The sequence below is a fragment of the Massilia arenae genome, assembly GCF_008014745.1.
Taxonomy (GTDB): Bacteria; Pseudomonadota; Gammaproteobacteria; order Burkholderiales; family Burkholderiaceae_D; genus Telluria; species Telluria arenae.
The window spans coordinates 18,384-33,059 of record NZ_VPFD01000012.1 but is presented as its reverse complement, the minus strand read 5'-3'; the positions used below and the strand labels follow the sequence as shown (position 1 = coordinate 33,059).

General features: G+C 66.6%; 17 protein-coding genes. 13 read left to right on the top strand and 4 right to left on the bottom strand.

Annotation, left to right across the window (positions count from 1 at the left end):
• Positions 1 to 6: 6 nt before the first annotated feature.
• Positions 7 to 414: a hypothetical protein gene (locus tag FVD38_RS26490; RefSeq protein WP_187271563.1), complete on the bottom strand. Its 408-nt coding sequence runs from the start codon at positions 412 to 414 to the stop codon at positions 7 to 9.
• A gap of 116 nt (positions 415 to 530) precedes the next feature.
• Here FVD38_RS26490 and FVD38_RS12050 point away from each other — a divergent pair, with 116 nt between their 5' ends.
• The 3 genes from FVD38_RS12050 to FVD38_RS12040 all read left to right on the top strand — a co-directional run bounded on the left by FVD38_RS12050 (position 531) and on the right by FVD38_RS12040 (position 3,933).
• Complete coding sequence (locus tag FVD38_RS12050; RefSeq protein ID WP_147935032.1) at positions 531 to 3,221, top strand: bifunctional acetate--CoA ligase family protein/GNAT family N-acetyltransferase; 2,691 nt, start codon at positions 531 to 533, stop codon at positions 3,219 to 3,221.
• A gap of 144 nt (positions 3,222 to 3,365) precedes the next feature.
• Positions 3,366 to 3,641 carry a hypothetical protein gene (locus FVD38_RS12045; protein ID WP_221176219.1) on the top strand — a complete coding sequence of 92 codons (276 nt, stop codon included), beginning with the start codon at positions 3,366 to 3,368 and terminating at the stop codon, positions 3,639 to 3,641.
• A 7-nt stretch (positions 3,642 to 3,648) separates the two neighbouring features.
• Positions 3,649 to 3,933 carry a hypothetical protein gene (locus FVD38_RS12040; RefSeq protein WP_147935031.1) on the top strand — a complete coding sequence of 95 codons (285 nt, stop codon included), beginning with the start codon at positions 3,649 to 3,651 and terminating at the stop codon, positions 3,931 to 3,933.
• Here the strand turns inward: FVD38_RS12040 and FVD38_RS12035 are convergent.
• Positions 3,926 to 4,282, bottom strand: a complete 357-nt coding sequence (locus FVD38_RS12035; protein WP_147935030.1) for a cupin domain-containing protein — start codon at positions 4,280 to 4,282, stop codon at positions 3,926 to 3,928. The genes FVD38_RS12040 and FVD38_RS12035 overlap by 8 nt on opposite strands.
• A 67-nt stretch (positions 4,283 to 4,349) precedes the next feature.
• Between FVD38_RS12035 and FVD38_RS12030 the strand changes: the two genes are divergently transcribed.
• Positions 4,350 to 5,219 (top strand): AraC family transcriptional regulator, encoded by an 870-nt coding sequence (locus FVD38_RS12030; RefSeq protein WP_147935029.1) that lies wholly within the window; start codon positions 4,350 to 4,352, stop codon positions 5,217 to 5,219.
• A gap of 25 nt (positions 5,220 to 5,244) precedes the next feature.
• Complete coding sequence (locus tag FVD38_RS12025; protein ID WP_147935028.1) at positions 5,245 to 5,697, top strand: GNAT family N-acetyltransferase; 453 nt, start codon at positions 5,245 to 5,247, stop codon at positions 5,695 to 5,697.
• Between the two features lie 9 nt (positions 5,698 to 5,706).
• Here the strand turns inward: FVD38_RS12025 and FVD38_RS12020 are convergent, their stop codons facing one another.
• Together FVD38_RS12020 and FVD38_RS26650 are read right to left on the bottom strand one after the other, a co-directional pair.
• A complete protein-coding gene (locus tag FVD38_RS12020) occupies positions 5,707 to 6,951 on the bottom strand; it encodes a DEAD/DEAH box helicase (RefSeq protein WP_147935027.1) in 1,245 nt (414 codons plus the stop codon).
• 124 nt (positions 6,952 to 7,075) lie between these two features.
• Entirely contained in the window at positions 7,076 to 7,348 is a 273-nt protein-coding gene (locus FVD38_RS26650) for a hypothetical protein (protein WP_147935026.1), read from the bottom strand.
• Between the two features lie 788 nt (positions 7,349 to 8,136).
• Here FVD38_RS26650 and FVD38_RS12010 point away from each other — a divergent pair.
• From FVD38_RS12010 to cpaB, 8 genes are all read left to right on the top strand, one after another.
• Positions 8,137 to 8,475, top strand: coding sequence for a Flp family type IVb pilin (locus FVD38_RS12010; RefSeq protein ID WP_229493605.1), 339 nt, complete (start codon positions 8,137 to 8,139; stop codon positions 8,473 to 8,475).
• Positions 8,476 to 8,566: 91 nt separating this feature from the next.
• Positions 8,567 to 10,048, top strand: coding sequence for a pilus assembly protein TadG-related protein (locus FVD38_RS12005; RefSeq protein WP_187271561.1), 1,482 nt, complete (start codon positions 8,567 to 8,569; stop codon positions 10,046 to 10,048).
• Positions 10,045 to 10,887 (top strand): hypothetical protein, encoded by an 843-nt coding sequence (locus FVD38_RS26480; protein ID WP_187271560.1) that lies wholly within the window; start codon positions 10,045 to 10,047, stop codon positions 10,885 to 10,887. The genes FVD38_RS12005 and FVD38_RS26480 overlap by 4 nt, the downstream gene beginning before the upstream one ends.
• Positions 10,888 to 10,931: 44 nt before the next feature.
• Positions 10,932 to 11,939: an OmpA family protein gene (locus FVD38_RS26475; RefSeq protein ID WP_187271559.1), complete on the top strand. Its 1,008-nt coding sequence runs from the start codon at positions 10,932 to 10,934 to the stop codon at positions 11,937 to 11,939.
• Positions 11,939 to 12,688: a hypothetical protein gene (locus tag FVD38_RS11995; protein ID WP_147935024.1), complete on the top strand. Its 750-nt coding sequence runs from the start codon at positions 11,939 to 11,941 to the stop codon at positions 12,686 to 12,688. The genes FVD38_RS26475 and FVD38_RS11995 overlap by 1 nt, the downstream gene beginning before the upstream one ends.
• A 5-nt stretch (positions 12,689 to 12,693) precedes the next feature.
• The gene (locus FVD38_RS11990; RefSeq protein ID WP_147935023.1) at positions 12,694 to 13,374 is read left to right on the top strand and encodes a hypothetical protein; all 681 of its coding nucleotides are present in this window, start codon (positions 12,694 to 12,696) and stop codon (positions 13,372 to 13,374) included.
• The gene (locus FVD38_RS11985; protein ID WP_147935022.1) at positions 13,371 to 13,550 is read left to right on the top strand and encodes a hypothetical protein; all 180 of its coding nucleotides are present in this window, start codon (positions 13,371 to 13,373) and stop codon (positions 13,548 to 13,550) included. Before FVD38_RS11990 ends, FVD38_RS11985 begins: the two co-directional genes overlap by 4 nt.
• A 29-nt stretch (positions 13,551 to 13,579) precedes the next feature.
• Positions 13,580 to 14,668 (top strand): Flp pilus assembly protein CpaB, encoded by a 1,089-nt coding sequence (gene cpaB, locus FVD38_RS11980; protein WP_147935021.1) that lies wholly within the window; start codon positions 13,580 to 13,582, stop codon positions 14,666 to 14,668.
• Positions 14,669 to 14,676: the final 8 nt, after the last annotated feature.

The following is a 14,676-nucleotide window of genomic DNA, read 5'->3' as shown; positions in this document are numbered from 1 at the left end:
GCGATATCAGGCGAGCGGGAAGCGGGGCGGTCGTTCGGGCAGCGCGAGGTCGACCGCGGCGAGGCGGCCGGTGGCGGCCACGAGGAGAGCAGTGGTCAGGGTTGGTGGAGGCGGCGCGACGCCTGCCGCGGGCGCCATGGCGGCGCCCATGCAGCATGCGGCGCAGGCACTGCAGCTGCCGTCGTGATCGTGCGCATCCTGGGCAAGGTCCGGCGTCTTGTCCTGCATCTCGTGGCAAGGGCTGCTCGCGGCGTTGTGCTGCGCCGTAGCAGCAGGCGCGGCCTGCTGCGTCCCTTGCGCCGCGCTATTGCCTGCATCGTGCGCGCATGCGAGCATGGCGGCCGAAGCGATTCCCTGGAAAGGGATCGCCAGCAGCATCAGCCATACGAACAGGAGACGGACGGAATATTTCACGCGGCGATTCTAGCACGCCCGGCGCCGTTGCCGGCAAGCCCCGGCTTCGACGCGCCGTTGGCCCGCGGCGTTTGATACGATACGTCACTACTTGCCGTTGAAAAGGTCCCCCATCAATGAGCGTCCGTAACCTGCAATACCTGTTCGCGCCGAAATCGGTGGCCCTGATCGGCGCCTCCGAGCGCCCCGGCAGCATGGGCACGACCCTGCTCGACAACCTGCTGGGCGGCGGCTTCAAGGGCAAGCTGTACGCGGTCAACCCCAAGTACGAGCAGGTCGGCGAGCTGCCCTGCTACGACAGCGTGGCCGACCTGCCCGAGGCGCCCGAGCTGGCCGTGATCTGCACGCCGCCGGCGACCGTGCCGCAGCTGGTGCGCCAGCTGGGCGAGCGCGGCACGCGCGCGGCCGTGGTGCTCAGCAGCGGCATGGCGAAGGCGCGCGATGGACGCGGCCGCAGCCTGCGCCAGGCCGCGCTCGATGCGGCCCATCCCTATCTGCTGCGCCTGCTCGGACCGAACAGCGCCGGCCTGCTGGCGCCCGGCCTCGGCCTGAATGCCAGTGTGGCCCACAGCGGCGCGCTGCCGGGGCGGATCGCCTTCGTCTCGCAATCCGGTTCCCTGATGACGGGCGTGCTGGACTGGGCCCGCACGCGCGGCATCGGTTTTTCGCACTTCATCTCGCTGGGCGACTCGAGCGACGTCGACCTGGGCGACGTGCTGGATTACCTGGCCAGCGACGGCCACGCGGGCGCCATCCTGCTCCACGTCGACCAGCTGCGCTATGCGCGCAAGTTCATGTCGGCGGCGCGCGCCGCGGCGCGCAGCAAGCCGGTGCTGGTGCTCAAGTCGCGCTCCAGCGAGGACGGCGTGCGCGCCGTGGCCAGCGAGAGCGGGGCCCTGGCCAGCGAGGACGACGTGTTCGACGCCGCAGTGCGGCGCGCCGGCATGCTGCGGGTGTATACAACCGAGCAGCTGTTCGCGGCGGTCGAGACCCTGGCCTATGCGCGCCCGCTGCATGGCGAGCGGCTGGCCATCGTCAGCAACGGCGCGGGTCCCGGCGTGCTGGCGCGCGACGCACTGCGCTACGGCAAAGGCACGGCCGCCACCTTGTCGCCCGAGTCGATCGCCCAACTCGACGCGCTGCTGCCCGGCGAGGCGGGCGTACAGTCGGCCAACCTGCCGGTCAATCTGCTGGGCGGCGCGCCGCCCGAACGCTACGCCGCCGCGCTCGAGATCCTGCTCAAGGACCCGCAGGTCGACGCCGTGCTGGTGGTGCATTCCCCGACCGCCACCGTCGACAGCCGCGAAGTGGCGAACGCCATCGCGCCGCTGGCGCGCGCCGCCTCGCGCCCGATCCTGTCGTGCTGGCTGGGCGGCGCCTCGGTGCTCGAGGCGCGCACCATCGCCGCCAATGCGCGCATGCCCACCTTCCGCACACCCGAGGATGGCGTGGCCGGCTTCCTGCAGCTGGTGAACTACCGCCGCAACCAGAACCTCCTGATGGAAGTGCCGCCCTCGATGGTCGGCCACATGGCGCCCGACCGCAGCAGCGCGCGGGCGCTGGTGCGCGAGGCGATCGCCAATAAACGCCTGCTGTTGTCCGATCCCGAGACCAAGGCCATCCTGCGCGCCTACGGTCTGGCCCTGGTCGAAACCCGCGCCGCGCCCGACGTCGAGGCCGCGGTGGCGGCGGCGCGCGCCATCGGTTATCCGGTCGCGGTCAAGATCCTGACCCCCGACGTGATGCACAAGTCGGATTTCGGCGGCGTGACGCTCGACCTCGACTCCGCCGACGCGGTGCGCGCCAGCGCCCAGCGCATGAAGAAGCGCCTGGACGAGTTGTTTCCCCAGGCGCGCTTCGACGGTTTTTCGGTGCAGGCCATGTGCCGGCGTGCCAACGGCCATGAACTGATCGTCGGCGCCGCCACCGACCCGGTGTTCGGGCCGGTGCTGGTGTTCGGCCAGGGTGGGATAGCGGTGGAGGTCACCGACGACTATTCGGTGGCCCTGCCGCCGCTGAATCTGGTGCTGGCGCGCGACCTGGTCGACCGCACGCGGGTGGCGCGCCTGCTGGCCGGCTACCGCAACCGTCCGCCGGCCAACCTGGACGCGATCCTGGCGGTGCTGATCCAGGTCTCGCGCCTGGTCTCCGACATCCCCGAGATCGTCGAACTGGACATCAACCCGCTGCTGGCCGACAGCAAGGGCGCGACCGTGCTCGACGCGCGGATGCGCCTGGCGCTGGCCGACCGCTCGGGCAGCACGCTCGACCGACTGGCGATCCGTCCCTATCCGCGCGAGCTCGAAGAGACGATCGACTGGCATGGCGCGCCGCTGCTGCTGCGCCCGATCCGTCCAGAGGATGGCCCGGCCCACCTGGCGTTCTTCGATGCGCTGACCCCGGACGACATTCGCTACCGCATGTTCGTGCGCATCCGCGAGCTGCAGCCCTCGCAGCTGGCGCGCTTCACCCAGATCGACTACGACCGCGAGATGGCCTTCATCGCCACCCGCAAGAATGCCGAAGGCGTCAACGAGACGCTGGCGGTGGGCCGGGTGGTGGCCGACCCCGACAACACCAGCGCCGAATTCGCCGTCACCGTGCGCTCCGACCTGAAGGGCATGGGGCTGGGGCGCATCATGATGACCAAGCTGATCGAGTATTGCCGGGCGCGCGGCACCGGCGAGATCGTGGGCGAGGCGTTGCCGCAGAATTCGCGCATCGTCGCCATGGTGAAAAAGCTGGGTTTCGAGGTGACGATCGACGGCGAGGAAGGCATCCGAAAAATGCGCCTTGCATTACGTTAGGGTTTTGCGACGTTTTGTGACAAAAGGTGAACTTTGCGCGCAGCCACGATGGTATCGTAGCGCCCATTCTTGCCGTACTTGTCGCCCTGTCACGTCGTGACGATCCGCTGCAACCTTTGCAATTCGAACCTCGTATCGATCACGATGTCCCGACTCGGTCTCTTTTTTTGCGCTCCCTACGCCCTGTTCATCGCGGCCTGTCTCGGCATCGTCTCGCTGGGCAATGTCGACTACCAGTCACAGTTCACCTACCTGGAGCTGCCGATCGCGGCCCAGCTGGCGCTGGCGCACTGGCTGGGCCTGGACCGGGCGCTGGAAATCATCTCATGGCCCGATGCCTATGGCCTGTTCATGACACCGGCCTTCATCCTGCTATACGCGGCCGGCGCATCGATCGAGCGTGGCCTGGATCGGCGCTAGCAGCGTGATGAAGGAAGTACACGCGATCAGGTGGTCCAGGTACCGCGAAGCCGGCATGGCATCGTGGATCGTCAAGCGGGGACTGCTCGCCTACGGCATCCCGATGTACCTGTTCTTCGTGATCTCCGGATGGTTCAGCAAGCCCGAACAGTTCCTGCCTTCCCTCGTCTACAACATCCCGTCCTGGCTGATCGCGGGCACCGTGTTCGGCGTCCTGACCTGGTATGCCTTCGAGTGGCAGTACCGGCGCTACGTCGCCAGGAACGGGGAGCCGCCGGCATCCGTCAAATGACGCGGCGTGGGGCGGCGGTCAGCGGGTCGCCGCTGTTCGGGGTCCCGGTCGGTTCGATCAGCAGGATATGCGCCTCTTCAATGGCCCGCGGCCGGTGACGAACGCCGGCAGGGACGATATACACCTGGCCGGCGGTCAGGCTGACGGTTTCCCCATCGTCGAGGTCGATGTCCAGCCGGCCGTGCAGGACCAGGAAGAAGTCGTCGGTGTCGTCGTGGACGTGCCAGTGGTAGTCGCCGCGCAGCTTCGCCACCATCACGTCATGGCCATTGAACAGCGCGACGGTGCGCGGCTGCCAGGCCTCGTTGAAGGTGGCCAGCCTGGCGGCCAGGTCGATCGGAGTGTGCATAGGGCGCCCCTTGAATGAAAGCGCCATTCTTGCCGGTCCGCGTGCTGCGGTCTTGTACAATTGTTGCATGAGTAAACACGTTCGCCGTCCAGTCAACCAGGCCACATTCGGGGTGCTGCCCCATGGCGTGACGCTGATGCAGGCCGACTTTGCCGACCATGCTTTCGAGCGGCATAGCCACGAGGGCTTCGTGATCGGCGCCACGACGTACGGCATCCAGCGCTTCCGTTGCAAGGGCCGCCAGTACGACAGCCAGGCCGGGGACTTCGTGCTGTTCAACCCGGACGAAGACCACGATGGCCGGCGCGGGACGGAAGAAGGCTTTCGCTACACGCTATGGTACGTTCCAGAGGACTTCGTCGCCAGTTGCACGGACGCGGACGTCGAACCGGGACGCAAGCGCTACTTCGCCAATCCGCATGTCACCGACCGCCACATGGCCGAGCGGTTCAGGGCCTTGTCGGGCGGCCTGGCCGAAGCGAACACCGGCTTGGGCGCAGAATCGCTGCGCACCGAATCCCTGATGCGCGTATTCATCGGCACAATGCTGGGTCGGCACGGAGAGCGGCCGCAGGCGGATGCGACTCACGCCCGCGGTGCGGACAATGCCGCGCTGTCACGGGTCAGGGATTACATCCGGACGTATTACGCGCACGATTTGACGGTCGCGGACCTGGCCGCCGTGGCAGGCTTGTCGCGCGCGCACCTGACACGCGCGTTCAGCGCGGCGTATCACATGCCGCCGCACGTCTACCTGAACGCCATGCGCATCAGGCAGGCGCAAGCGCTGATCCGTCGCGGCATGCCGCTCACGGCGGTGGCGCTCGAATGCGGATTCGCCGACCAGAGTCACTTCACCCGCCGCTTCAAGGGCGGCGTCGGCGTCACGCCGTCGGCATGGCGCAGCATGCATTGCGCGCCCCGGCGCTTATCATAGAATCGCCTTCATTTGCACGTCAGCCATGCCAGACCATCCCATTGACCTCTCGATTGCGGTCGAACCGCGACCGGACTACCGCGACGCGAACGTCGTCATCCAGGGCCTGATCGACTTTAACGCGGCGCATGCCGGCGGGGCCGCGCCGCAAGAGCTCCTGGTAACCTTGCGCGACCATGACGGGAAAGTGGTCGGCGGCCTGTCCGGCGACACCTGGGTGGGCTGGCTGCAGGTGCATGCACTGTGGCTTGCCGACGATATGCGTGGGCGCGGCATGGGACGCGCCCTGATGCTCGAAGCCGAGCGCGAAGCCGTGCGCCGCGGCTGCACGCAGGCCTTCCTCGAAACGCTCAGCTTCCAGGCGCTCGGTTTCTACGAGAAGCTCGGCTACACGGTATTCAGCCGCCTCGAGGGCTTTCCGCCGGGCGGCGCGCGCTATGCCATGCGCAAGACACTGGAATCTTGGCAAGCGGACTGAGTTCGCGCGCTAGCGCCGGAACCGCACGTCCTCGCTGACCACCGCCGCATCGCCCTTCGGCTTCTTGGGCTTTTTCGGTTTCTTGACGATCTGCCCCTTCGCATCCGTCAGCGGCACCCGGTGGTCGGGTGCGAATCCCGGCTCTTCGACGCGCTCGAGCGTTTGCCGGGTCAGTACCTCGATCGCCGCCAGCTGCTCGACTTCGTCGGCACACACCAGCGACACCGCCTCGCCGGTGGCGCCGGCGCGGCCCGTGCGGCCGGTGCGGTGCACATAGTCTTCGGCCACGATCGGCAGGTCGACGTTGATCACGGCCGGCAGGTCGTCGATGTCGATCCCGCGCGCGGCGACGTCGGTCGCGACCAGCACCCGCACCTCGCCGGCCTTGAAGCGCTCCAGCGCACGCAGGCGCGCCGGTTGCGGCTTGTCGCCGTGGATCGAGTCGGCCGTGATGCGCTTGGCTTCGAGCAGGGACACCAGTTCATCCACGCCCTTGCGGGTGCGGGCGAAGGCCAGCACCTGGGTCCAGTCATGGCGTTTCAGCAGATGCACGAACAGCTCGGGTTTGCGCTTCTTGTCGACGGTGATGATCCACTGCTTCACTGCGGCGACGGTGGTGTTGCGCGGCGTGGCCTCGATGCGTACCGGCTCGCGCAGCATCTGGTTCGATAGCGCGCGGATCTGGTCCGAAAAGGTGGCCGAGAACAGCAGGGTCTGGCGCTTCTTGGGCAGCAGTTTCATGATGCCGTCGAGCTCGCGCGCGAAGCCCAGGTCGAGCATGCGGTCGGCTTCGTCGAGCACCAGGGTCTTGACTTCATTGAAGCGCACCGCGTTCTGGCGCTGCAGGTCGAGCAGGCGGCCGGGCGTGGCGACCATCACGTCGACGCCTTTGCGCAGCGCCATCATCTGCGGATTGATGCTCACTCCGCCGTAGGCAACCATGGTGCGCAGCGGCAGACCTTCGGCGTAAGTGCGCACGCTTTCGTGCACCTGCTCGGCCAGCTCGCGGGTGGGCACCAGGATCAGCGCGCGCACCGCATTGCTACCCACCTCGCCGCTCTTGGCCAGGCGCTGGAGGATCGGCAGGGTGAAGCCGGCGGTCTTGCCGGTGCCGGTCTGGGCCGCGGCCATCACGTCGCGGCCGGCCAGCACGGCGGGAATCGCCTGCTCCTGGACGGCGGTGGGGGTGTGGTAGGCGAGGGCGTCGAGGGTGCGGACGATCTGGTCGATCAGGCCGAGGGATGCGAACGACATGGGTGGGAGGACCTTGGGACGGAAATGAACAGCGCGTAGTTTACCCTGCCGCGGCCGGCATGGCGATAACGGCGGCTGGTCGACGGCCGCACCGGGGTCTTGCGTGGCCGATCGGCGTGCGGGATTACGCTGCCGGCGCGCTCGTAGTGAGCACGCTGGCGGAGAGGTCGGCGATCGGCTTGACCGGCTCGTTGTGTTCGCGGCACGCGCCGAGGGACAGGCAGGCCAGGATGAGCGCGGCGGCGGGAAGGATGCGTCGTTGCATGATGATCTCCTCCGGTTGGTATGAATCCATCTTACGCCGACCGGGCACGGCGTGGCGCGCTCTATCGCCTGCCAGATTCATCGCGCGCTTGGCGCTTGCGATTACACGCTGTTTGCCAGGCTTGGCGTGCATATTTACTCCAGTCAATAACAATCAATCTTTCGCAAGCATCTTGTATATTCAACTCATGCGGTTGGAATAATCGATTGGAATAAGTTTGGTTAAGGCGCACTTTCGAAATGCCCTGTGCATAAACGCTTCTTTATATTCTAGGCAAAATAGCGAAAAACGCGAAAATCCTTACGGGTGAGTTTTGGTGAATATTCAAGAAGTCAAATTTATTAATTCTCACGAATATTATCGGATGCTGGCTATCGATGTGTAGATCGATTATGTGGCATCGGGAGACCGCTAAACAATGAGTCCGGAGTTTATGTCGATTGCATACCCGGTCCGAATAGCGCCGCACGAAAATCCCGAAAATCTCGAAAGAGTTCCTAAACGCGCAAACCGCGACGCACACGCTACCTGAAGGGTTATCGCTGCCCCGATCCTGTGCCTGGGCACTCTGGCGATCCCTGCGCCCATTCCGCCGCAATCTGCCCTCGCTCTCTATGAGCGGCCGGTCCGCGATCCATCTGATTGCATTTTGTAAATACAAATATTATATCGATTACCACTATCTGGAAATAGTTGAGATGAATATCTTTGTTATTAAAATAATTGCTATTAGGAATGTGTTATCTAGTGGTGCATTATTGCTTCGATACTCGGGCGATTGTATTTTGGAAATTGTATTAACAAAAATAAATGAATGTTGACTCCATTATATTTGGTAGATAAAAATCAAAAACTTCTTGTTGTGCGCGAAAACTGATTATATTATTGGCCCGCATTCGAAGTGTTTGATCCGGATTAATATGATGACCGATTATTTAATGGAGAAAATAATGAGTAAATTCAAGTTGAGCCTGTATCGCCAGCGCGGTCAGGGAATGATGGAATACGTGATTATCGTGGCCCTGATCGCGGTCGCCGCAATCGGTGTGTATTCCGTATTCGGCCAGACGATGCGTAACCAGACCGCCGGCCTGGCCAACGAGATGGCGGGTGTCGATTCCGGCACCCAGATTTCGGCTGCAGCAGCAACCGCCCGCACGGCAGGGACCCGCGCTGATAACACCAAGGGGATGGCCACCTACAACGCCGAGAATGACCAGGGCGGCGGTGGCGGAACCGGTGGTCAGGCCCCCGACTGACCACGACGGTCGACGGTCTGACGGGATGATGATGTTGGCACGCAGAAAAACCGCAGGTGGACACGCGGCGATGCGGCAGGGCGGGCAAGCAATGGCGTTCGTGCTGGTGTTCGGCGCCGTTGCCGCCCTGATCGCGCTGCTTCTGTTCAATAGCGGCATGCTGGCCAACGCCAAGACCCGTCTGCAGAACGCGGCGGATGCCGGCGCCTACAGCGCGGCGCTGTTGCAGGCGCGGGACCATAATTTTGCCGCCTACACCAACCGCTCGATCGTGGCCAACCAGGTGGCGGTGGTCCAGATGGTCAGCCTGAAATCCTATCTCGAAGACGCGGCCGACACCCGTGACCGGATGGACGAACTGGCGCTGGACCTGCAGTCGTCCATCTACCCGACCTCCAAGCCCACCTGGAATCTCGGCAAGTCGGTGCCGATCAGGCAAGTGGATGCGGCGTTCTCGGCCGTGGCACCGGTCGCGGTGTCGGGTCTCGGCCGCCTGATCAGGGCCCATGAGACGGCGCAGCACGCGCACCACGCCGCCACCATTCTCGATATGGCGCTCGTGGCCGACGAAGTTGTCGCACGCAACGACCCCGCGGCTGAACTAACCAATGGTGCTTTCCGGCTCGGCCGCACCGATGTCCAGATCGTGAAGTGGGGCAATGCAACCGTCCGCCATCGGGCCAACGATCCATCGCCCGAGGCGGACCGCTTCGCCGACGTGGTGGTCAGCGAACAGTCGACCGACCGCTTCAGCCGGGTGCGTCCATCCTCGCCGCTGCCACGCTGGTCCAGCACGAGCAAGCTGTGCCGGATTTTGCCAAACCATGTCAGGTCGTACACCCGCTTCGACTTCGTCCATGCCGGCGCCAGCCAGCTCAGCGAAGACAAGAAGCGCTGGCTGGCGCTCGACGCCACCACCGGTGGGGGTGTCGCGAGCTGCACCATCTGGTATCCCTGCTGGACCGGTGTCTGCTACAGCACCAGCACCGAACCGCATATCGACGGCAATTTCGGCCTCGGCGGCGCCGGCGGCGCGGTGGCCGGCAGGGGAGGCGACTACGACAGCCTGCGCGGCTACCGCGGCAACCCCACGGCAAGCTATGCCTTCGGCGGCGCCTCCGCCCTTGGCCAGGGCTTCATACGCTACCAGTCCGAGGGGCCGGGGGGCACGCTCGACGGCGCCGGCGGCCTGCAAGACTATTATCGCGACGTGGCCAATCCGGGCAGCGCCATCCCGGCCAACCAGGCGCCCGAGCTGAATGGCGGCGCCGCCCCGGTCACGATCGAAGTCCAGCGCATCGCCGACACGATGCGTACCTCGTCGCGAATCCTGCACGATTCGGACCAATTGCGGCTGGAGGATGGCATGCGGGGCGAGACGATGCGCGCGCTGTCGTCGGCCCATGCCTATTTCTACCGCCCTGGCAACGAGGCCGCCGGCAGTTTCACGCGTACCGGCTGGCGCCGCGGCGACGGCAAGACCGAAGTCGCGAACCAGTTCAACCCGTATTGGCAGAGCCGGCTGGTCGACCGCAGCATCGACGATCGCGCCGCATCGTGGGCAGCCCAATGAGCCGGCGCTCACAACCGCGCGGCCGGCAGGGCGGCCAGGCAATCGCCGAATTCCTGGTGGCCGCGGTGCTGCTCCTGGTGCCGCTGTTCCTGGCGGTCGCCGCGCTCGGAAAATTCGTCGACGTCCAGCACGTCGCCACGATGGCGGCGCGCTACGGCGCCTGGGAACGCACCGTCTGGTACGACGAGTCGGGCACGGATTTCAACGGCATCAATGGGCCCAACCAGAAGAGCGCCGCCGCCATCAAGGGCGAGATCGCGGCGCGCCTGTTCAGCGACCGCGCCGGCGCCGCCAGCATCATCCGCGGTACCGACGGCGCCAATACGGCGCTGGCCAACGGCATCGACCCGATGTGGCGCGATGCGGCCGGCGTCGCCTACCTGGCCAGCTACGACAGCTTCGATGCGCAAGGCGCGCGCACGACGCCCCGGCGCGACGTCGCCGGCGCCTCGATGGCGGCGCTGTCCGCGATCGAGGTCAGGGGCGTGGCCGGTTTCGTGCCGCCGCTGCCGACCGACACGCTGGCGCTGTCGACCGTGTCGCTGGCGGACATCGCGCGCGACAGCGCCGTCTATGCGCGCCTGTGGGGAGGCACGCCCGGCGGCTGGCAAGGCCTCGACTTCAGCGCCACCGGCGCGATCCTCTCGAATACCTGGGGCGCCAACGGCAGCGGCGCCACCCGCGCGATGGTCGCGCGCACCGTGCCGACGGCCCAGGGCATGGGCGCCGTCGTGACGGCCGCCAGGGAGGGCATCCGGGCCTGGGATGCGGCCGCTGCCCCGGGCATCGAGGTCGGCAAGATCGCGGTCGACGTCGTTCCGGCCGACCGTTTGAGATAGCGCGCATGCGCACATTGTTTACTACGAGAGAAAGGTTCGAATCGATGCAATCGTTTTTCCACCGCGCTGTGTTCGTCCCGGTCGCCGCGCTGCTGCTGGCCGGCGCCAGCGTCATCGCGCATGCGGGCAGGTATGACACCGACTTGCCCGGCGCGGTCGACCATCCGCTCATCTCGCGCTATGCCGGCTCCATGCTCTACCTGCATGGCGGCGAGAACTATGGTCCGGCCAAGGCCCTGGTTGCCGGCAGCAAGGGTGTCGAGATCGAGCAGCTCGAAGGCAAGCTAACGAACCGCATCTATTGGGCCCCGGCAGGACGCGCGCCACTCGAGGTGTTCCGCAACTACGAAGAGGCGCTAAGGCAGGCAGGTTTCGAGATCCTCTACCGCTGCGAGGAAGCACAGTGCAAGCGCGGTCGCGTGCAGGACAAGATCGTGCGCTGGGTCGAAAACATGAGCTGGACCGGCAGAGGACGATCGGATGGGTACGTCCGGCGCATGTTCGAATACAAGCCCGGGTTTCACTACCTGCATGCACGCAAGCGCAGCGGAGCCGACTCGGTCAATGTCCAGATCGCGCTGCGCGCGGGCGACAACGACCGCGACAACGCGGGCCGGGTGCAGCAACTGGTGCAGGTGATCGAGTCGGCCAACATCGAGGGGGGCAAGGTCAGCGTCAACGCGGCGACGATCGGCGCGTCGCTCGAGCGCGAGGGCCGCATCGCGCTGTACGGCGTCCTGTTCGATACCAACCAGGCCGTGATCAAGCCGGAGTCCGGCGACACGCTGGGCGAGATGGCCGCGGCGCTCAAGGCCAACCCGGCGCTGTCCGTGTTCATCGTCGGCCATACCGACAACCAGGGTGCGGTGGCGGGCAATGTCGAGCTGTCACGGCGCCGCGCGCAGGCGGTGGTCGACGCGCTGGTCACGCGCCATGGCATCGCGGCGGCGCGCCTGCAGGCGCAGGGCGTGGCCAATTTCGCGCCAACCGCCCCGAACACCAGCGAAGATGGACGCGCCAAGAACCGGCGCGTTGAAATGGTGGTGCGCTGATGCTGCGCCGAACCATCGTACCGGTCCTGTTCGCGCTGGCGGCCCATGCCGGCGCCGCGCTCGCGCAAGAGCTGCCAACGCCCGGCCTGTACCGGGTCGACACCGTGGGCAAGGCGGAGCACCAGGTCGGGCCGCATCAGGCGATTATCACGACCGAGGAAGACGGCGCCAGCGGCGACCAGGCCACGCGCTCGGTGGTCGCGGGCGCGGACAGCGGCCGTAAGGTCTACAAGGGCGGCGCGCCGGTCACCCAGTGCGTGAAGGCGGGACCGCCCACGCTGCCGCCGGCGTTCGGCAAGGGCACTTGCACCAACCAGGAAACGCGGCGCAGCGCGCAGGGCGTGGTGCTGGTGGAAAGCTGCCCAACCGGCAAGCTGACGCTCACGATCCGGCGCCTGGACGCCAGGACCTGGGAATACGTGACAGAGATGGACATGTCGAGCGGCACCACGCCGAATCTCGACGGCACCCTCACCATGCTGCAGATGGCGGCCAAGAGCGCCGAGTCGCCCGCCGACCGCGCGCGCGCCGCCAAGGCCCTGGCCGATCTACCGCGCCGCGAGGCGCACATGGCGCGCGATCGCGTCGCAGCCGAAGCTGCCCTGCAACAAGCCCTGGCCAAGGCCCGCACACCCGAGGAAGCCGCGGCGGGCCGGCAGGCCATCGCGCGCCTTCACGGGAAAGTGCCGATCAAGATCACCGACCGCGCCACCTTGACCCGCATCGCAGATCGCTGCACCTCGCCCTGACCGCCATGAAGACGCTCCATCTTTCCAGCCTCGCCGGGCTGTGCCTCCTGATGCCCCTGGCCTTTGCGCAAGCCTGCCCCGGCCAGGTGCCGCCAGGCCTCACGGCGGTACCGGTGGCCAGCAAGGCCGTGGTCAACGGCCTGTCGATGGCGATCAACCAGGTGCAGGGGCCGGGCACGGCAAGCAGCGTGCTCGATCGGGTCGAACAACAGTGGAAGCAGGGTGGATTCGACGTCCGGCGCGGCAATGCGATGGGCTGGGACACTGTTTCCGCCATGGGCAAGGGCTGCCTGGTGACCCTGCAGCTGGTGAACCGCAACGGCGTGTTCGGCTACCTCGCGCGCAGCACCCCGCACAGCGGCGCCGCCGCCAGCCCGGCGGCGATGGGCGTGCCGCTGCCGCCCGACGCCAGGGTGGCGTCGAGCGTGGCCAGCGACGACGACGGCCGCAAGGGCCTGGTGGTGACCATGAGCTCCCAGCGGACGCTCGACCAGCTGGGCGAGTTCTTCATGCGCCAGCTGGGCGACCAGGGCTGGAACGGCCTGCGCTCGCACCAGATCGTCAACCCGGCCAACGGCGTCGCCTCGCTGCTGGTGAATGCCCGCCGCGGGCGCGGCCAGGTCGAGCTGATGATGTGGCGCGAGGGCGGCACGCAGATCGTCATGACCATCTCGGAGGCGCTATGACCGCGCCCCGCCGCAACGAAGCTGGCCAGGCGATGACCGAGTACACGATCGTACTGGCGCTGACCGTGGTGGCGCTGGTGCTGGCCGCGCTCGATCCGTCGCCGCTCGACGCCTTGCTGGACGCGATCCGGCGCGCCTACCTGGCGTTCTCATACGCGATCTCCATGAGTGTCTGACCGACTCCTTCTTTTTTGAATGTAACGACATGGCCATCAACTCGAAACTCGCCGCGCGGCTCACCAGCCCGCTCGCGCTCCTGCTCTTCGCCGCCCTGATCGCGGCCGGGGTGGCCGCGCTCGCCTACCACTACCTGCAACAGCGTGAAGAGACCATGCGCGCCGAGCTGGCCGCGAGCAGCCGCGTCAAGACCACGCCCAAGGTCCAGGTGGTGGTGCCCAATGCCGACGTCGAAGCCGGCACGGTGCTGGGTGGCGCGCGCTTCGTGTCGCGCCCGGTGGACGACGACCTGGTCTATCCGGACACCTTGCTGGCCAAGGACTTCCCGTCGGCCCAGGGCCTGCGCCTGGCGCGGCCGGTGCTGCGCGGTCGCCCGGTGCGCATGTCTGACCTGCAGCAGCCCGAGGTCGACGACGTCGCCGCCGTACTGCCACACGGAACCCGGGCGATGACGATCGATATCGACAACCTCAATTCGATTGCCCAGACCCTGCGGCCCAACCACCGGGTCGACATCTTCCTGATCTCGCGCTCGTCCGGCGGACAGCACGAGCGCCAGCAGGGACAGGACGACAAGGCCCTGGAGCAGGCATCGCTCTTCATGCAGGACATCGTGGTGCTGGCGACCGGCCGCGAATTCCAGGACGTGAGCAATCCGGCGCTCGACCCCAACCGGATGGCGCGGCCGGGCGAGGTCGAGGGCGGCGCCGAGACCGACCAAGAACGCAGCTTCGATTCGATCACGCTGCTGGTCAAGCCGCAGGAGGCGGCCAAGCTGATGGTAGGCCAGCGCATGGGCACCTTCCGGGTGGTGCTGCGTGGCCGCAACGACCGCGACGCGCTGGCGCTGCGCACGCTGCGTGCGCGCGACCTGATGCCGATCGCGGCGCGCGGGCGCGATGCCGGGATCGAGTTCATCGTCGGCGGACGCGGCAACCTGGTGGCGCGCATGGACCTGCTGCCGTCGCAGATCCGGGCCATGCAGGCGGCCGGCGAGCAGGGACGCGGTGCAATGCCGGCGTCGGCTCCGGAGGCCCCGGCCGTGCAACTGCCACCCGTGCCGGTGCCGGCGAGCGTCACCGAACCCGTTCCTTCGCTGCGCGGCGGCGGCTTCTAACCTGAACC